Genomic DNA, 19,555 nt, shown 5'->3' on the forward strand with positions numbered 1-19,555 from the left:
AGCCGCCTTTGGTGTGATGCAACGGTTAGAGTTGGAGCAGGCGGCAGGTAACGTTATACTGTTTTTTTTCATCTCTGGCTAATTGACCGACACTTTATATGCCTGTTTTCGCAATCCTTGCGCTTGTAGCCTACTCCAGCAGCCTCGCGCTGATTATCCCAAGCCTGCTGACAAAAAACAGCGGATGGCGCCGCTTTGCAATTATATCGGCTGTTATCGCGCTGGTAAGCCACGGTGTGGCGCTTGAAGCACGTATTTTTGCCGCCGACGGCGGGCAAAACCTCAGCCTGCTTAACGTGGGTTCGCTGGTCAGTTTGATGATTTGCACCGTGATGACCATCGTTGCTTCACGCAATCGCGGCTGGCTGCTGTTACCGATTGTTTACGCTTTTGCGTTAATCAATCTGGCGCTGGCGACCTTTATGCCTAATGAATTCATCACGCATCTGGAAGCTACTCCAGGGATGATGGTGCATATCGGTTTGTCACTTTTTGCCTACGCCACGCTGATTATTGCCGCACTTTACGCCCTGCAACTGGCCTGGATTGACTACCAGCTGAAAAATAAAAAACTCGCCTTCCGTGCTGAAATGCCACCGTTAATGAGCATTGAGCGCAAAATGTTTCACATCACTCAAGTTGGCGTGGTTCTGCTGACGTTAACGCTGTGCACTGGCCTGTTTTATCTGAAAAATCTTTTCAGCCTCGAAAACGTCGATAAAGCGGTTTTGTCGATTCTCGCATGGTTTGTCTACATCGTTTTACTGTGGGGACACTATCATGAGGGTTGGCGTGGTCGCCGCGTGGTGTGGTTTAACGTCGCGGGTGCAGCGATTCTGACTCTCGCCTATTTTGGTAGCCGCGTCCTGCAACAATTCGTCGGCTAATACTGTCTTTATAAAGGAAATCCTTTTGGAACACATCTCAACGACTACGTTGATTGTCACGTTGATCATCATGGTAGTCGTTTCAGCGTACTTCTCCGGCTCAGAAACCGGCATGATGACGCTCAACCGTTACAAGCTTCGCCACCTCGCCAAACAAGGCAACCGCGCCGCTAAACGGGTCGAAAAACTGCTTCGCAAGCCAGACCGCCTGATTAGCCTCGTGCTCATCGGCAACAACCTGGTGAACATTCTGGCCTCAGCCATCGGCACTATCGTCGGCATGCGCTTATACGGTGATGCAGGCGTGGCTATCGCCACCGGTATCCTCACCTTTGTGGTGCTGCTTTTCGCTGAAGTTCTGCCAAAAACGATTGCGGCGCTGTACCCGGAAAAGGTCGCGTTCCCAAGTAGCTTCCTGCTCGGCCCGTTGCAAATTTTGATGATGCCACTGGTGTGGTTACTGAATATCATTACGCGAATGTTGATGCGCCTGATGGGCATCAACAACGTCAGCACCGTGAGTAGCGCACTGAATAAAGACGAATTGCGCACCCTCGTGCATGAGTCGCATACCAAAATTTCCCGTCGCAACCAGGACATGCTGCTGTCAGTTCTCGATCTCGAAAAAATGAGCGTTGACGACATCATGGTGCCGCGCAACGAAATCGTCGGTATCGATATTAACGACGACTGGAAATCTATCGTTCGCCAACTGACACACTCCCCACACGGGCGCATTGTGCTGTACCGTGACACGTTAGATGACGCCATCAGCATGCTGCGTTTACGTGAAGCCTACCGTTTGATGACGGAGAAGCAGGAGTTCACCAAAGAAACTTTGCTGCGTGCATCCGATGAAATTTACTTTGTTCCTGAAGGTACGCCGCTCAGCGTTCAGCTCGTAAAATTCCAGCGCAATAAAAAGAAAGTCGGCCTGGTCGTTGATGAATATGGCGATATTCAGGGGCTGGTGACGGTCGAAGATATTCTGGAAGAGATTGTCGGTGACTTCACGACGTCAATGTCGCCAACACTTGCCGAAGAAGTGACTCCGCAAAATGACGGTTCTGTGATCATTGAAGGCAGCGCCAACGTGCGTGAAATCAACAAAGCCTTCAACTGGACGCTTCCGGAAGACGAAGCGCGTACCATCAACGGCATGTTGCTTGAAGAGCTGCAAGAGATTCCGGCTATTGAAACGCGAGTGCGCTTGAGCCACTACGATATTGATATTCTCGACGTGCAGGACAACATGATTAAGCAAGTGCGTGTTACACCTGTTACGCCGCTTCGCGAGAGTATTCAGGAATAATTGTCGCCGATTTCCGACACAAAAAAAGCCAGCCTTTATTAGAGGCTGGCTTTTTTATTTAAGCGAATTACGCTTTGGCTTTAGCCACAGAAACCATGGCTGCGCGCAGTGTGCGGCCATTCAGGGTGTAACCCTTCTGCATCACCATCAGCACATGGTTTGGTGCCACATCTTCAGATTCAACCATCGCGATGGCCTGATGCACATCCGGGTTAAACGGCACATTGGTTTCGCCAACCACTTCCACACCAAATTTACGCACCACATCCAGCATTGATTTCTGAGTTAACTCAATGCCTTCAATCATGGCGGCTAAATCGGTGTTGGACTTGTCTGCCACTTCCAGAGCGCGGTCAAGGCTGTCGATAACCGGCAGCAGCTCGTTGACAAATTTGTCCAGTGCGAACTTGTGTGCTTTCTCAATATCGAGTTCGGTACGGCGACGGAGGTTTTCCATTTCCGCTTTGTTGCGTAACACGCTGTCACGCTCGCGCTGCTGAACTTCTTCCAGTTGTGCTGTTAAATCGGCAATTTGTTCATCGCGCGGATCAACCACTTCGGCACCCTCTACGGCCTCGACTTCTTCGTGGCTTTCCATTGCAATTTCGTCCGAGACTTGCTCGTCTGGTGTTTTCTGATCTTTACTACTCATGAATTTCTCCGCGTTTTTAGCATTCATCTCGCTGGTTCGCTTATTATGGGGATCAGTTTCCGGGATTCAAGGGAACGTGACATATTGTCATAATAAGACGGCATATCTGCGTATAAGGACCCTCAGCATAATGAACAAACATTTCAACTGCATTGGTATCGTCGGGCACCCGCGTCACCCTACAGCCCTCACCACGCATGAAATGCTGTATCGCTGGCTTTGCACTAAAGGCTACGACGTTATCGTTGAACAGCAAATTGCCCAGGAACTTAATCTCTGTAACGTGAAAACCGGCACGCTGGCGGAAATTGGCCAGCAGGCGGATCTCGCGGTGGTGGTTGGCGGTGACGGCAATATGCTGGGGGCCGCACGCGTGCTGGCTCGCTATGATATCAAAGTCATCGGCATTAACCGTGGCAACCTCGGTTTTCTCACCGACCTTGACCCCGACAACGCCCAGCAGCAACTTGCTGATGTCCTCGAAGGGCATTATATCGCCGAGCGCCGCTTCCTGCTCGAAGCTCAGGTTTGCCAGCAAGATACCCCAACGCGCCTGAGTACGGCGATTAACGAAGTGGTTCTGCATCCCGGCAAAGTCGCGCACATGATTGAATTCGAAGTGTATATTGATGAAATCTTTGCATTCTCTCAGCGCTCCGATGGACTGATTATTTCGACGCCAACGGGCTCAACGGCTTACTCGCTTTCTGCTGGCGGGCCAATTCTGACCCCGTCGCTGGACGCCATTACCCTGGTGCCGATGTTCCCGCACACACTCTCTGCGCGCCCACTGGTCATCAACAGCAGCAGCACGATTCGTCTACGTTTCTCGCATATGCGCAGCGACCTGGAAATCAGTTGTGACAGCCAAATCGCCCTGCCAATTCAGGAAGGTGAAGATGTGCTGATCCGCCGCTGCGACTATCATCTCAATCTCATTCACCCAAAAGATTACAGCTATTTCAACACATTGAGCTCTAAACTCGGCTGGTCGAAAAAATTGTTCTAAAAAGTGATGCCAGCTCTTTACTGTATATAAAACCAGTTTATACTGTATGAAAACACAGTCATGTCTTTTCATACAGGAAAGCTATTATGCTGGCACAACTCACCATCAGTAACTTCGCAATCGTTCGTGAACTGGAAATTGATTTTCACCACGGCATGACCGCCATTACCGGTGAAACAGGTGCCGGTAAATCTATTGCTATTGATGCCTTAGGGTTGTGTCTGGGCGGTCGCGCGGAAGCCGATATGGTACGCCAGGGCGCCAGCCGGGCCGACCTTTGCGCTCGCTTCTCCCTGAAAGACACCCCAGCCGCCCTGCGTTGGCTTGAAGAAAACCAGCTTGATGATGGGCGAGAATGTCTGCTGCGCCGCGTGATCAGCAGCGATGGCCGCTCACGTGGCTTTATTAATGGAACCGCGGTTCCGCTTTCCCAACTGCGTGACCTCGGCCAGATGCTGATTCAGATTCACGGCCAACATGCGCACCAGCTTTTGTTGAAACCTGAACATCAAAAAAACCTGCTGGATGGTTATGCCGGGGAATCTGCCCTGCTTATTCAAATGGCAGAAAGCTATCGCAACTGGCATCAAAGCTGCCGCACTCTGGCACAGCATCAACAACTGGCTCAGGAACGTGCATCCCGCGCCGAGCTTTTAAATTATCAGTTAAAAGAGCTGAATGAATTCTCTCCGATTTCAGGCGAATTTGAGCAAATTGACGAAGAGTACAAACGCCTGGCCAACAGTGGGCAACTCATCTCCGTCAGCCAGCAAGCGCTGGCCATTCTTGCGGATGGTGAAGACAACAACCTGCAAAGTCAGCTGTATACCGTTCGTCATTTGATGGAAGAACTGGCGGGTATGGACGGCAAACTCTCCGGCGTATTAGCGATGCTCGAAGAAGCCAATATTCAGATTTCAGAAGCCAGTGACGAGCTACGTCATTACTGCGACCGCCTCGATCTTGACCCTAACCGCTTATATGAACTGGAACAGCGCATTTCCCGGCAAATCTCGCTGGCGCGTAAGCACCACATTTCGCCTGAAGAACTGCCCGCTTTCCATCAGCAATTGCTCGAAGAACTGCAACAGCTTGACGATCAGGCCAGCTCGCAGGACGAACTCATGCAAGCGGTAGCCGTTCATCATCAGCAAGCACTCAGCACTGCACGCGAATTACATCAGCGCCGTGCGCACTATGCCGCAGAGCTTTGCGGGCTGATCACTGAAAGTATGCATTCCTTGTCTATGCCACACGGCAAGCTGGCGATTGACGTTGAATTCGATGAAAACCATCTGACCGCCGAAGGCGCTGACCGCATTGATTTTCGCGTCAGCACTAACCCAGGCCAGCCATTGCAGCCGCTGGCGAAAGTGGCCTCCGGTGGCGAGCTTTCCCGTATTGCTCTGGCCATTCAGGTGATCACCGCGCGTAAAATGGAAACCCCAGCCTTAATCTTCGATGAAGTGGATGTTGGCATCAGCGGCCCAACCGCTGCTGTGGTCGGCAAATTACTGCGCCAGTTGGGCGAATCAACGCAAGTCATGTGCGTAACGCACCTGCCGCAAGTTGCCGGTTGTGGGCATCATCACTTCTTCGTCAGTAAAGAAACTGATGGCGAAATGACAGAAACACACATGCAGCCCCTGGATAAACGTTCACGCTTGCAAGAACTGGCTCGTTTACTCGGCGGTAGCGAAGTCACTCGCAACACACTGGCGAACGCCAAAGAGTTGCTTGCGGCTTAACTGCATCGTTCAAAAAATCATCACTCGGCTAGCATATTGTTAATTGAGCAGGTTTTAAGCCAACTTTTTTGCCGTACCAGGGTCAGAGTTAAGCGCCTTAATGTTTTAAACTGCGTAAAGGTTTATTATCATCGGCATATTATGAATGAGCCATGTGCTGCTCGGGCCCGAAAAGGAATCAAATCACTATGCGCTGTAAAACGCTGACTGCTGCCGCAGCGGTTCTTCTTATGCTGACCGCAGGCTGTTCCACTCTGGAGCGAGTGGTTTACCGCCCCGACATTAACCAGGGGAACTACCTGACACAGAACGATGTGTCAAAGATTCGTACTGGCATGACTCAACAACAAGTTGCGTATGCTCTGGGTACGCCAATGATGACTGATCCATTCGGTACGAGTACCTGGTTCTATGTCTTCCGCCAGCAACCAGGGCACGAAGGTGTGACTCAGCAAACGCTGACGCTGACCTTCAACAATAGCGGTGTGTTGACCAATATCGACAACAAACCGAAGCTAGAAAAGAATAACTAACAAAAAAGGTGCCTTGATAGGCACCTTTTTTTTGGCTGATATTTTAACTACTTCTGAGCCGATTTCTCTGCTCTCTGGCGTCTTAGCTCTTTTGGATCTGCAATCAGTGGCCGATAAATCTCTACCCGGTCACCGTCATTAACCGTATCGGCCAGCTTTACCGGTCGGCTAAATATCCCAACTTTATTCTTCGCCAAATCAATATCGGTGCGCAATTCGAGAATACCTGATGCGGCGATCGCCTGCTCAACAGTACTCCCCTGCTCCAGCCGGACTTTGAGTAAATACTGCTTTTCCGGCAGCGCATAAACCACTTCAACCCTAATTTCAGGCAACACTGTAGACCTCTTTGGCGCGAACGGTAAACGCCTGAACCATGTTCCCCGCGAGCTCTTTAAAGATTCGACCAAACGCCAGCTCGATAAGCTTGTTGGTAAACTCAAAATCAAGCTGGAACTCGATACGACAGGCTTCAGCGCTCAACGGCGTGAACTTCCACCCGCCCATTAATGACTTAAACGGCCCATCGACAAGATGCATCAGAATGCTTTGATTACTGGTCAAGGTGTTACGCGTCGTGAAAGTTTTGCTGATCCCTGCTTTGGAAACATCGACCGCCGCCGTCATCTGTTCGGCAGAGGCATCCAGCACCCGGCTGCCCGTGCAACCCGGTAAAAAATCGGGGTAGGATTTCACGTCGTTAACTAATTGATACATCTGCTCCGCGCTGTAAGGCACTAGCGCAGTACGGGTAATCTGAGGCATAGCATTTCCTGAGAGTCACAAAACGGGCAAATAATAACATTTATCATCACGCAAAGAAAAACTCTTAGCCTGGAGCCGTGCTAAGATATGCCTTCATCCTCGCAGCGAAGCGGGGTGTATTTGAACTCCTGGATTACATATACTGAGCAGCACTATGACAAAGAAAAAAGCATACAAACCAGGTTCAGCCACCATTGCGCAAAACAAACGCGCCCGCCATGAATACTTTATCGAAGATGAGTATGAAGCGGGGCTCGTGCTACAAGGCTGGGAAGTAAAATCTTTGCGTGCCGGGAAGGCAAACATCGGTGATAGCTACGTCATTTTGAAAGATGGCGAAGCATTCCTGTTTGGCGCCAACTTTACGCCGTTAAATGTCGCTTCTAGCCATGTGGTCTGTGACCCAACGCGCACGCGTAAACTTCTGCTTAACCAACGCGAGCTGGATAACCTTTACGGGCGCATCAACCGTGATGGCTATACCGTGGTCGCCCTGTCGATGTACTGGAAAAATGCCTGGTGCAAAGTCAAAATCGGCGTGGCGAAAGGTAAGAAACAGCACGACAAGCGTTCCGATTTAAAAGACAAAGAGTGGGCGGTGGATAAAGCTCGCATCATGAAACACGCGGGTCGATAGCACTCTTGTATAACCTAAAGATATCATTACCGGTTCTTATAATAAGAATCGGTAATGAATTTCTATATCCTGCTTAATAGTGACTTAATAATATACTCGATATTTAAAATAATTAGTTTCGGTAAGTTATTTCCGAAAAAACATATTCGCCACGCTAATTACTTTTGTGCTACTCCTCGCAAATGTATTCAAAATCCCCGCTTCGCTGGACAAAGTATTGTTAAGAAAAAAAGATATTTTCGCCTCTATTTTAGTTTTAACCGCTGCATAGCCTGACTTAACCCCTCGAGAACAACCTTAATAAAAGAGAGCCTAAAATAGATTTACCCCTTAAATGTTAGCTACAAAAAACAAATAAAATAATTAAAAAACAAACAATTAAATACAACCCAACGCACTTCGACACCTGACAATAAAACCTTCAATTCATCTATCGGTAATCTATATCCCGATAAAAAGATAGTTCACCGATGCTGAAGATTTGCTTTAGCAATCCTTAATTTGCGCTTTCATTCTTTCCTGTCTATATCTTCAATAGCCCCGAAATAAAATGATAAGAAAGTATGAAGTTTCCATTTATATAAATATGTGACCCGATAGAAAACCTAAATTACTAATAACGTAGTCGTCATATTCTGATGTCGGGATTCGCTCGCGCCAAATTTATAGATAAATGGGATCGTTTTAACACTTTGTTCCGGGGAAGTTATTTGCATGATCAAGCCGTGCCAAAGCCCCTACGTTCACATTGAATGGAGTGATAATAATGCGTTCAATATCAATTATCTCAAAACTGACTGGCGTATCGAATAATGTTGAAAGCTCAGAAATCACACTAAATGCTCCTTCCATTGTAGAACTTAGGGCCGAGCGTGCTGATATCGCCAGCATCGTTCGCACAAATCAGGACATGGTCATCACGCTGCGAGATGGCGAAGTGATCACCGTTAAAAACTTCTACGCCTTCGCCGATCAGGGTGGTAACCAATTAGTTCTTGAAGACAGCAACGGTGCGCTATGGTGGGTACAGGATACCGAGTCCGCATTTCACTTCGAGCACATCGCCAATATTGATGAATTGATGGCCGCCACGGGTGCAGAATCCCATGGCGGTGGCGCAATTTGGCCGTGGGTTTTGGGTGGAGTGGCGGTTGCAGGGGGGATTGCCCTCGCAGCGGGTGGAGGCGGTGGTGGTGGCGGAGGTAGCGATGATTCAAATGGCAACGGCGGCCCAGGCAATCCCGCGCCACCGACTGGCGACAACACACCGCCCGCAGCTCCCACTAATCTAAGCGTCTCAGCAGATGGCAACACCATCACCGGTAGCGCAGAACCCGGCAGCACCGTGACGATTACCGACGGTTCCGGGCAAGTGATCGGAACCGGAACCGCTGATGGCAACGGTAATTTTTCTATACCGCTGACTAACCCGCAGATCAACGGTGAAGAACTCACCGCTCATGCTACCGATCCCGCCGGAAACACTGGCCCCGATGCCACCGTCACCGCACCGTTCATTCCAGACCCCATTGAACCGGTTGTGACTGGCGTGAATGAAGACGCAGAACCGACTACCGGCCTGGTGCTGTCTGGTGCAGCCACTAACGATAACACCCCGACAATAGAAGGTTTTGCGCTAGCCCACTCCACCGTTCGCATCTTTGATAACGGACAAGAAATCGGCAGCGTAGTCGCAGATGAAAACGGCAACTGGAGCTTCACGCCAACCACTCCCCTTTCTGATGGAACGCATGATTTCACCGCCACCGCCACCAACGCGAAAGGTGAAAGTGAGCCATCCGGCAGTTATAGCGTCACGATTGATACGATTGCGCCTGATGCCCCATCGGTAGTTCCGCTGACCGACCAGGTTGGTACCATCACTGGCTTGATTGAAACCACAGGCATCACTGACGACACCAGACCAGTATTAAGCGGTAAAGGTGAAGCGGGCGATACCATCACGCTTTACGACAATGGAGTAGAAATCGCCGAGGTTAAAGTTGATAGCAACGGTAACTGGAGCTTCACTCCACAAGCCCCCTTGCAGGAAGGTTCTCATACCTTAACGCTGCAACAGACCGATCCCGCAGGAAATATCGGCAAAATCACAACGCTCCCAACTTTTACGATTGACCTGACACCACCTGCTGCTGCGAAAATCGATGAAGTCAGCCGGGATGGAACCACCATTTCTGGCACAGCCGAAGCCGGTGCTAACATCACCATCACAGACGCCAATAACGTTCCGCTAGGTAGCGTTAGAGTCGACAGTAACGGTAATTTTACTATCGCTATCGTACCCGCACAGACTCATGGTGAAACCCTCACCGCGCATATTGAGGACCGGGCGGGTAACATTGGCCCTGATTCCACATTTGACGCTTCAAACTCTCAGCTTCCAACCGTGCCGGTACTGGATACCGTTACCGATGATCTCGGGGTAACAACAGGGGTGTTAAGCAATGGTCAGTCAACTGACGACGCAACCCCGACCCTGACCGGAACCGCCGAAGCGGGAAGTCGCGTTGATATTTTAAGTAACGGAACACTTTTAGGTAGCACAACGGCGGACGATACAGGTCACTGGACTTTTACTCCATCACCACCACTGGCTGAAGGCCCACAAGAACTTACATTCACAGCCACCAATATCTACGGCACCGGCGGGACCTCCGCAGGATTTACAGTGGATATTGATACCACGCCTCCAACCGCCCCAACCGGCCTGCAAGTGTCCGCCGATGGTCTGCATGTTACCGGCACCGCAGAACCGGGCAGTATTATCACCGTCACCGATGGTAACGGCGCAGTGCTCGGAACCGGAACGGTGGATAGTAACGGCGCATTTGACGTTACCCCGCTGACAACCGCACAAACCAACGGCGAAGCGCTGCTGGTCAATGCCACCGATCCAGCGGGTAACACCGGCCCGAATACCGGTGTACTCGCGCAAGACAACACCGACCCTCTCGCACCAACGGATTTGGCGGTTAACGACGAAGGCACCGTCGTCACGGGTAATGCCGAACCGGGAAGCACCGTCACAGTCAACGACAGTAATGGCAATCCTCTGGGCAACGGGCAAGCCGGAGATGACGGCAGCTTTAGCGTCACCATTACCCCGCCGCAAACTAACGGCGAAACGCTGGAAGTCACCGCAACGGATAAAGCCGGGAATACCGGCCCGGAAGCCCCGGTCGATGCGCCGGACTCCACAGCACCGGACGTTCCAGTCATCAGCACGGTGCTTGACGATGCCCCAACCTTCACCGGCAATCTGAACAGCGGCGATACCACCAACGACGGTACACCGACGCTTCAGGGCACAGCAGAAGTCGGTTCCACCATCAACATTTATGACAATGGCGGAACCACGCCAATCGGCACCGTCACCGCCGATCCGGACGGCAACTGGAACTTCACGCCGACAGTTGCGCTGGGGCAAGGTCTGCATAATCTGACGGTCACCGCGACCGATGCTGATAACAACACCAGTCCCGCCGCGTCATTTACGCTCAATGTGGATTCCATCGCCCCGCTCGCGCCAGCGATTACCCTGGTGAGCGACGATGTCGGAACCGTTACCGGGCCGATTGCGAATAATGGCGTCACTAACGACAACTTACCGACGCTCAACGGAACCGGTGAACCAGGCTCAACAGTCACGCTCACTCTCGATGGAACCACCATTCTGACGACCTTCACGGTCGATTCAACCGGCACCTGGAGTTACACGCTGACGACAGCCCTCGACGAAGGCGAGCACAGTTTCACAGTCAAAGCTTCCGATGCCGCCGGAAACGTCACCGCACCGTCTGCCGAATACGTAATTACGGTGGATATTACCCCGCCTGCAGCCCCAACCTTTGGCAATGCGAATGACGATATCGGCAGCATCACCACCGATTTTGGCAATAATTCTTCGACTGACGATACCCGGCCACAATTTAACGGCACCGGGCCGGAAGGCGCGACCATCACGCTTTACGACGGCGCAAACCCCATCGGGTCATTTGTCGTGGGGAGCGATGGACTGTGGAGTATTACTCCGAGCCAGCCGCTCACCGAGGGGGCGCACGCACTGCGCGCGGTTGCCACTGATGCGGCGGGCAACGCCAGTACGGACGCCACATTTACGGTGACGATAGACACCACGCCGCCACCCGCACCGTCGATTATCAACGCGCAGGGTGACGTGGGTGGCGCATCCGCGACACTCACCAGCGGTGGTTTCACGCAAAGCGGCACGCCAACGCTTTCAGGCACCGGGGAAGCTGGGGCAACCATCAATATTTACGATAACGGTGGCACCACGCCAATTGGCACCATTACCGTTCCGGACGGCGGCAACTGGACATTTACGCCAGGCACCACGCTAGGTGAAGGCCCGCACTCGCTCACCGCCGTGGCAACGGATGCCGTGGGTAACGTGGGTCTGCCATCCACCGCGTTTACGCTGACGGTCGACACCACAATTCCCGCCACACCGGGCATTCCAACGGTGACGGACGATCAAACCCCAGGGCTGGGTGCAATCGCCGATGGCGGCAGCACCAACGACACCACGCCAACTTTCTCTGGCACCGGAACAGCGGGCGATACCATCACGATTCTCGATAATGGTGCGCCACTTGGCACGACGACGGTTAGAGCCGATGGCAGCTGGAGCTTCACGCCGCAGACGCCATTCACCACGCCAGACCATTCCATTACCGTGACAGCAACCGATGCCGCTGGGAATACGAGCCAGGAGTCCGGTGCCATCGGCTTCACGCTGGATACCGAAGTGCCAAATGTGCCAACCATTGATTTTGCTGACGACGATGTCGGCGCAGTGACGGCAGCATTAACCAGCGGTGGCGTTACCGATGACAACATTCCCGTCTTCCACGGCGCCGGCGAAGATGGCGATACCATCACGCTGTACAACGGCATCACCGTGCTTGGCACCGCTGTCGTCACTGGCGGCGTGTGGACAATAACGCCAACCGCCGCGTTGCCAAATGGCGCGCTGAACATTACCGCAACCGCCACCGATCCGGCGGGTAACGTCAGCGACCCGACAGCGGCCTTTACCTTAACGGTGGATAACACGCCGCTTACGGCTCCGGTGGTGACGGAAATCCTCGACAACGTCGGCGTCATTCAAACGCCACTCGCTGACGGCAGCGTCACCGACGACACCACGCCGACCTTTAACGGTACCGGCTCCGTGGGCAGCACAGTCAATATTTATGATAACGGTGGAATCACGCCAATCGCGACGACGACCGTCGGTGCCGATGGCAACTGGTCGATTACCCTGCCAGCGCTGGATCAAACCGGTCACTCGCTGACGATTGGCGCGACCGATCCGGCGGGTAACTCGGTTGGGCCATCCGCGCCAATTCTGATAACCGTTGATACCAGTGCGCCGCCAGCACCGACCATTACCACGCCGCTTGAAGATACCGGGACAATCATCAGCGGAACGGCGGAAGCAGGCAGTACAGTGATTATCCGCGATGCAAACGACGTTGAGATTGGCAGAGGATTAGCCGATAGCACTACCGGCGCGTTTAGCGTCACCATTTCGCCTGCACAAACGGCAGGAGAAGCATTAACCGCGATTGCTCAGGATCCGGCGGGCAACCAAAGTCCTGAAGCGGATATTATTGCGACAACGTCTGGCATTCCTCACCCGCCAACGATTGAAGTGCTGGATAATGTCACGCCAAATACGGGCGATCTGAATAGCGGGCAAAGTACCAACGATAACTTGCCAACGCTGAGCGGTCTGGCCAGCGACAATGCTACCGTCACGCTCTATATTGACGGTGTGGCACAGGCTCCAATCACTGTTGACTCTGGAGGAGCATGGAGCTTCCAGGTCGCCGCACCACTCGGTGACGGTCAGCACACCTTCGCCGTCAGCCAAACCGTCGGCGGTGTCACCAGCGGCACATCACCGAACTTTGTGATTACCGTCGACACCACGCTGCCATCGACACCAGCCATCACCGCCGTCACCGATGACGTCACGCCGGGAACGGGTGACATCACCAGCGGGCAAGCGACCAACGATCCGCGACCAACGATCACTGGCACGGGCGAAGCAGGTTCGACGATCACTATTCTGGATAACGGCTCACCAATCGGCAGCGCCGTGGTCGGCACAAACGGCTCATGGACATTCACACCGACGGGCGATTTGGATAACGGCTCGCACCCGATTACTGTCACGTCGACAGATGCCGCCGGAAACGTCAGCCTGCCGTCTGCAGGATTCTCAATAAACGTCGATACCCTCGCGCCAGTTGCACCGGTGATTACCACCGTAACGGACGATGGCACCACGCCGGGAATCGTCAGTTCCGGTGTTCCAACCAACGACACCACGCCGGTCTTTACCGGTACGGCGGAACCAGACTCCACGCTGACCATCAGTGACAACGGAACGGTGATCGCCACTATTCCAGTTGATAATACCGGTAACTGGACTTACACCCCGACGCTCACCGAAGGCAGCCACACGCTGACGCTCACCACCACCGATGCGGCGGGCAACGTCAGCCCGGCCACGACCTTTACTGCGGTGGTTGATATCAGCGCACCGATACTTCCGGCGATCACATTGGTGGTTGATGATCAGACGACGGGCACCGATCTAACGTTAACCAGTGGGCAAGCGACCAAAGATACGTTGCCAACGTTGAGCGGCACCAGCGAAGCCAACGCCACTATCACGCTCAAAGATGGCAATACGATTATTGGCACCACGACGGCGAACAATGCTGGCGAGTGGTCACTGGATCCGACTACCGCCCTTAGCCAGGGCAGCCACAATCTGACCGTCACCGCCACCGACGCTGCCGGAAACGTCAGCAATCCATCCGGTGTCTTTACAGTCGTCATCGACTCGGTGGCACCAACCGCCCCGCTGATTGTGACCGTCACCGACAACACCGCGCCAAACATTGGGCCAATCACCAGCGGGCAGCCAACCAATGAAACGCGGCCTGTGATTACCGGCACCGGTGAAATCGGCTCGACGATCACCGTTTCTGACGGCAGCCTGGTACTTGGCACGACGACCGTTGGCGCAGGTGGAAACTGGAGCTTTACGCCTACGACACCGCTGACCAGCGGCTCGCATAATTTGACCGTTACCGCGACCGACGCAACGGGCAACGTCAGCGCGCCATCCGCAGCCTTTAACGTGGTGGTCGATTTAGCTGCACCTAACGCGCCAGCCATCACCACGGTTAATGACGATATCGGCTCGGCGACCGGAGATTTGGCTAATAACCAGGTGACGGACGACACTCGCCCGGCGCTAAGCGGCACCGCCGAAGCCGGTTCAACCGTCAATATTTACGATAACGGCGCATTGATTGGCACCGTGACGGCAACGGGCGGCGTGTGGAGCTTTACGCCACCAGCAGGCGCACCGTTGGGTAATGGCAACCACGCGTTTACCGTCACCGCGACCGATGCGGCGGGCAATATCAGCGCGGTGTCGCCAGCCTTCAATATTGTGGTGGATACTGCCGCCCCAACCTCGCCAATCGTGATTCAGGCGTTTGATGATGTCGGCCCGGTCACGGGGCCGTTGGTCAGCGGGCAAACCACCAACGACAACCGTCCATTGTTGAGCGGCACGGCGGAAGCCAACTCCACGCTCAATATTTACGACAACGGCAGCACCACGCCAATCGGCACGGTCACGGCTTTAGCCAACGGAACCTGGAGCTTTACCCCCACGACCAATCTCGGTGAAGGAGCGCATGTCTTCACCGCCACCTCAACCGATGCGGCGGGTAACCTTGGCGCGGTATCCGGTACCTTTACGCTGACTATCGACACCGGAACACCGGACACGCCAGTGCTCACGTCAGTGGTGGACGATGTAGCTGGCGGCGTATTTAACGGTTCCCTCGGCAACGGGCAAGTCACCAACGACGCGCGCCCTACGCTGAATGGCACCGCAGAAGCAGGCACCACGCTTGCCATTTTTGACGGCGCAACACAAATTGGCACCCTGACGGTTCCGGTTGGCGGCAACTGGTCATTCACGCCAGCTACGGCGCTGACTGCGGGCCTGCATACGTTCACGATTACGGCAACGGATGCAGCGGGTAACGTCAGCGCTGCTAGCGGCGGGTTCGCCATCACCGTAGATGCGACCGCACCAAACGCTCCGGTGATTACGTCGATTGTTGATGATGTTGCCGGAGGCGTATTCAACGGTTCACTCGCCAATAACCAGGCCACCAACGACCGGCTGCCAACACTTAACGGCACGGCGGAAGCCAACTCGACGGTGAACATTTATGACAATGGCGCGCTGTATACCACCGTCACCGCCAATGCCAGCGGCGTCTGGACATATACGCCGACGGCAGATTTGCCTGAAGGCAGCCATTCCTTCACCGTCACCGCCACCGATCAGGCGGGGAATATCAGCGTACTTTCACCGCCTGCGGCGATTGTCGTCGATGTCACGCCACCCGCGTTGCCAACCGGGCTGGCGGTTAACGCCACCGGGACGAGCGTCACGGGAACCGCCGAAGCAGGCAGCACCGTGACGATTACCACCAGCGGCGGAACGGTTCTCGGCACGGCAACGGCGGACGGCACGGGCGCGTTCACGATTGCGATTTCTCCGGCGCAAACCAATGCGCAAGTGCTGCAAGCCTTTGCTCAGGATGCGGCGGGCAACATTGGTAACGCCGCCAGCGTGACCGCACCTTCAACAGCGCTGCCGGGCGTGCCGGTGATCACCAGCGTGGTGGATGACTTCGCGGCCATTACCGGAACCGTGGCGAACGGCCAAAGCACCAACGACGCGACGCCAACCATTAACGGCACGGCGGATGCAGGCGCGACCGTCAACGTCTTCAACAATGGCGTGTTGATGGGCACCACGGTAGCGAGCGTCGGCGGTGTCTGGAGCTACACGCCAACGGGCGCGTTGAGTGAAGGCTCCCACGCCTTTACCGCGACGGCGACCAACGTCAACGGCACTGGCGGTGCATCGACTCCGGCAACGGTGGTTGTCGATACCATCGCGCCGCTTGCGCCAACCGCCACCATCAGCGGCGACGGCACTACCATCAGCGGCACGGCAGAAGCCAACAGCACCGTAACCATCACGCTGCCTGGTGGCGCAACCGTCACCACCACCGCCAATGGAAGCGGCGGTTATAGCCTGACGTTGCCGACGCGTGAAATTGGCGGTGAAGTGCTTTCTATAAAAGCCACGGATGCGGCGGGCAACACTTCACCAACGATTACGGCGACCGCGCCGGTGCTGCCATTAGCGGCGGACGATAACGTAGTGAATCTGGCATTGACCACCAACGCCACGGTTTCACCGCCTGTTCATTACAACGATTACGGCGTGCTGCTGGTTGGCGCGCTGGGGAATGTGGCGTCGGTACTAGGCAATGACACCGCGCAGGTGGGCTTTACCATCGCTAACGGCGGGAGCGGCAACATCACCATTGATGCCTCCGCGACCGGCGTGGTGCTTTCGCTGCTCAATACCATGGAAGTGGCGGTTCAGAAGTACGATTCCGCAACCGGAACATGGAGCACGATTATTGACTCGTCGATGCCGCAGTTTGCCAACTTGCTGACGTTGGGTGCCAGCGGCGTGACGATGAACATCACCGGCCTGGGGGAAGGTTCCTACCGCGTGTTGAGTTACAACACCAGCCTGCTGGCGACCGGCTCGCTGACCAACCTCGACGTCTCCGTGGTAGAAACCAGCGCAGGCTCCGTCACGGGCGCCACCAGCCAGCCGGGTAACGTGATAACCGATGTCGATCCGAACAACGGCCAGGACACGGCACCGGCAGGAACCGTCGTCACTTCCGTCACCGATGCTCAGGGCGTGACGACGGCGATTGGCGTAGGCGGTGCGGATATCGCAGGGAAGTACGGCACTTTGCATATCAACCAGGACGGCAGTTACACCTACACGCTGACCAACACCTCGGCCTCAGTATTGGGCAGCACCGAAAACTTCACTTACACCATCGCGCATAACGGGGTGAGTGCCACCGCGCAGTTGGTCGTTACGCTGGGTAATCCGGCGCCAGCAAACACTGTGACCGCAACGGACAACACGGCGGCGCTGACCTACAACACCGATGTGGAAGCCGTCAACCACGGGGCGTCATCGCAAAATGGATTCTCGGTAGTCGGCGTAGGGCTTGGGAATGTGTTGAATCTTGATGTGCTGGCGAACATGTCGAACCCGATCATCTTTGATGTCGATGACGGCTCAACGCGCACCATGACGCTACAGGCCAGTGTTGGCGGCGTGGCGCTGCTTTCAACGTTCGATCTGTATATCTACAAGTTCAACGATGTCACCCAGCAGTTTGAGCAATACAAAGTGGTGAATACCTGGCTGACCGCGCCGCTTTTGGGCGGGACTTCCGGGCAGCTCACACTCACTTTGCCGGGCGGCGAGTATTTGTTCCTGCTCAATAATGCCAGCGGTGTGACCGTGTTGACGGGCTACACGCTGAACATTTTGCAGGATCACACTTACGCGGTGGAAAGCACCACCGCCACCACCACCGGGAATGTGCTGGCAGACGACGTGGCTCCGGTTAATAGCCACATCACGCAGGTTAATGGCGTCTCGGTTGCGGCCAGCGGAACGACCACCATTGAGGGCGAATACGGCACGCTGACCATTGATGCGAACGGCAATTACACCTACAAACTGAATGCGGGTGTCGGCGCGGACAGCATCAAAACGCCGGACAGTTTCGTCTACACCGTGACCGCGCCGAATGGCGATACCGACACCGCATCGTTGAACGTCACAGCGACACCGACTCCGGTGAATGCGATTGACGATGTCAGCGCGGCGATGGCGATTAGCACGGCGCAAACAACCGCGAACTATTCGGACACCACGGTGGGTTCGGCTGTCTGGAATGCAGCATTGCTTTCATCTACCAGCAAAAGCGGCAGCGGGACTTTCGTCGTCGGGCCGAATGACGTTCTGCATAACCCGGTGCTGCATTTCACCGTCGCGTCGTTGCTGTCGCTGGGCGGATTAGGCGTGAACTGGAATATCACCGATGGTTCAGGAACGGTGATCAGAAGTGGTTCGTTTAGCGGCGGTATTTTACTGGGCGGCGTGGCAGACATTAACTTAGCCGGGTTGGATCTTCAGTCCGGTACTTACACTCTGAACTACACCGGGAACATGGGGCCGCTAGGGCTGGGTCAAATCAGCATAACCCCAAGCGTCACCGGCACCACCATCGATCTGGATAATTACTTAACGCAAAACGCCAACACGGTTCACGGCAATTTGTACGATGGCACAGACTCGTCCGGTGCGATTGACCAGTTGGGAACGGTTCACACGTTGCTGAGCATTACCGGCTTTAATGGCAGCACTGCAACGCTTGATCCACTGACCAACAGCAGCGCTTCCGCCACCATTCAGGGGCATTACGGCTCGCTGCAAATCGGCATCGACGGGGCGTATACCTACACGCTCAACAGTGGGATTAACCCGGCGTCGATCACCTCCAAAGAAACATTCACCTACAGCCTGAATGACCAGAACGGCCACACCGACAGCGCCACGCTAACCATCAATATGAATCCGCAGTTCGTCAGCACCGCGCAAAGCGATGTGATAACCGGCTCGGCTTATGGCGATACGCTGGTTTACGACTTGCTCAATAACGCCAACGCCACGGGCGGCAACGGCGCAGATACCTGGAAAAACTTCTCATTGGCGCAGGGCGATAAAATCGATATCCACGATTTGTTAGTGGGATGGAACCCGGCATCGTCGAACATCGCCAACTATCTGAACGTTACCACCAGCGGCAATAACACGGTGATTTCCATCGACCGCGACGGCACCGGCACGACTCACAATTTAACCCCACTTGTCACTCTGGAGAATGTCCACACCACGCTCGATGAGCTGGTACAACAAAACCATATTGTTACCTGATAGACGGCAAAAAATGGTGGATGACGCTA

General features: G+C 54.3%; 10 protein-coding genes. 7 read left to right on the forward strand and 3 right to left on the reverse strand.

Annotation, left to right across the window (positions count from 1 at the left end):
- Positions 1 to 98 precede the first annotated feature (98 nt).
- A complete protein-coding gene (locus tag D6029_RS10710) occupies positions 99 to 887 on the forward strand; it encodes a cytochrome C assembly family protein (protein WP_120064746.1) in 789 nt (262 codons plus the stop codon).
- Positions 888 to 912: 25 nt separating this feature from the next.
- A complete protein-coding gene (locus D6029_RS10715) occupies positions 913 to 2,199 on the forward strand; it encodes an HlyC/CorC family transporter (protein WP_120064747.1) in 1,287 nt (428 codons plus the stop codon).
- A gap of 67 nt (positions 2,200 to 2,266) precedes the next feature.
- Here the strand turns inward: D6029_RS10715 and grpE are convergent, their stop codons facing one another.
- On the reverse strand, positions 2,267 to 2,851 hold the full coding sequence (gene grpE / locus D6029_RS10720; protein ID WP_034497825.1) for a nucleotide exchange factor GrpE: 585 nt from the start codon (positions 2,849 to 2,851) through the stop codon (positions 2,267 to 2,269).
- Between the two features lie 130 nt (positions 2,852 to 2,981).
- Here grpE and nadK point away from each other — a divergent pair, with 130 nt between their 5' ends.
- From nadK to bamE, 3 genes are all read left to right on the forward strand, one after another.
- Positions 2,982 to 3,860 carry an NAD(+) kinase gene (nadK, locus tag D6029_RS10730; protein ID WP_120064748.1) on the forward strand — a complete coding sequence of 293 codons (879 nt, stop codon included), beginning with the start codon at positions 2,982 to 2,984 and terminating at the stop codon, positions 3,858 to 3,860.
- An 86-nt stretch (positions 3,861 to 3,946) separates the two neighbouring features.
- Positions 3,947 to 5,608, forward strand: a complete 1,662-nt coding sequence (gene recN / locus D6029_RS10735) for a DNA repair protein RecN (protein ID WP_120064749.1) — start codon at positions 3,947 to 3,949, stop codon at positions 5,606 to 5,608.
- A 188-nt stretch (positions 5,609 to 5,796) separates the two neighbouring features.
- Entirely contained in the window at positions 5,797 to 6,141 is a 345-nt protein-coding gene (bamE, locus tag D6029_RS10740; RefSeq protein ID WP_120064750.1) for an outer membrane protein assembly factor BamE, read from the forward strand.
- 47 nt (positions 6,142 to 6,188) lie between these two features.
- On the opposite strand, the gene D6029_RS10745 is transcribed toward bamE, so the two are convergent.
- Both D6029_RS10745 and D6029_RS10750 read right to left on the reverse strand, forming a co-directional pair.
- Positions 6,189 to 6,479, reverse strand: a complete 291-nt coding sequence (locus tag D6029_RS10745; protein ID WP_167455992.1) for an RnfH family protein — start codon at positions 6,477 to 6,479, stop codon at positions 6,189 to 6,191.
- Entirely contained in the window at positions 6,469 to 6,906 is a 438-nt protein-coding gene (locus tag D6029_RS10750) for a type II toxin-antitoxin system RatA family toxin (protein ID WP_120064751.1), read from the reverse strand. The genes D6029_RS10745 and D6029_RS10750 overlap by 11 nt, the downstream gene beginning before the upstream one ends.
- 154 nt (positions 6,907 to 7,060) lie before the next feature.
- On the opposite strand from D6029_RS10750, the gene smpB reads away from it, so the two are divergent.
- Both smpB and D6029_RS10760 read left to right on the forward strand, forming a co-directional pair.
- Positions 7,061 to 7,543 (forward strand): SsrA-binding protein SmpB, encoded by a 483-nt coding sequence (gene smpB / locus D6029_RS10755; protein WP_120064752.1) that lies wholly within the window; start codon positions 7,061 to 7,063, stop codon positions 7,541 to 7,543.
- Positions 7,544 to 8,309: 766 nt separating this feature from the next.
- Positions 8,310 to 19,526, forward strand: a complete 11,217-nt coding sequence (locus D6029_RS10760) for a BapA/Bap/LapF family large adhesin (protein ID WP_120064753.1) — start codon at positions 8,310 to 8,312, stop codon at positions 19,524 to 19,526.
- The last annotated feature ends 29 nt before the right edge of the window (positions 19,527 to 19,555 follow it).

It is taken from the genome of Buttiauxella izardii (assembly GCF_003601925.1).
GTDB classification, from domain to species: Bacteria; Pseudomonadota; Gammaproteobacteria; order Enterobacterales; family Enterobacteriaceae; genus Buttiauxella; species Buttiauxella izardii.

Excerpts from the sequence above, each read along its gene's own strand:
- D6029_RS10710 (WP_120064746.1), top strand. The coding sequence starts at position 99 with ATGCCTGTTTTCGCAATCCTTGCGCTTGTAGCCTACTCCAGCAGCCTC.
- grpE (WP_034497825.1), bottom strand. The coding sequence starts at position 2,851 with ATGAGTAGTAAAGATCAGAAAACACCAGACGAGCAAGTCTCGGACGAA.
- nadK (WP_120064748.1), top strand. The coding sequence starts at position 2,982 with ATGAACAAACATTTCAACTGCATTGGTATCGTCGGGCACCCGCGTCAC.
- recN (WP_120064749.1), top strand. The coding sequence starts at position 3,947 with ATGCTGGCACAACTCACCATCAGTAACTTCGCAATCGTTCGTGAACTG.
- bamE (WP_120064750.1), top strand. The coding sequence starts at position 5,797 with ATGCGCTGTAAAACGCTGACTGCTGCCGCAGCGGTTCTTCTTATGCTG.
- D6029_RS10750 (WP_120064751.1), bottom strand. The coding sequence starts at position 6,906 with ATGCCTCAGATTACCCGTACTGCGCTAGTGCCTTACAGCGCGGAGCAG.
- smpB (WP_120064752.1), top strand. The coding sequence starts at position 7,061 with ATGACAAAGAAAAAAGCATACAAACCAGGTTCAGCCACCATTGCGCAA.
- D6029_RS10760 (WP_120064753.1), top strand. The coding sequence starts at position 8,310 with ATGCGTTCAATATCAATTATCTCAAAACTGACTGGCGTATCGAATAAT.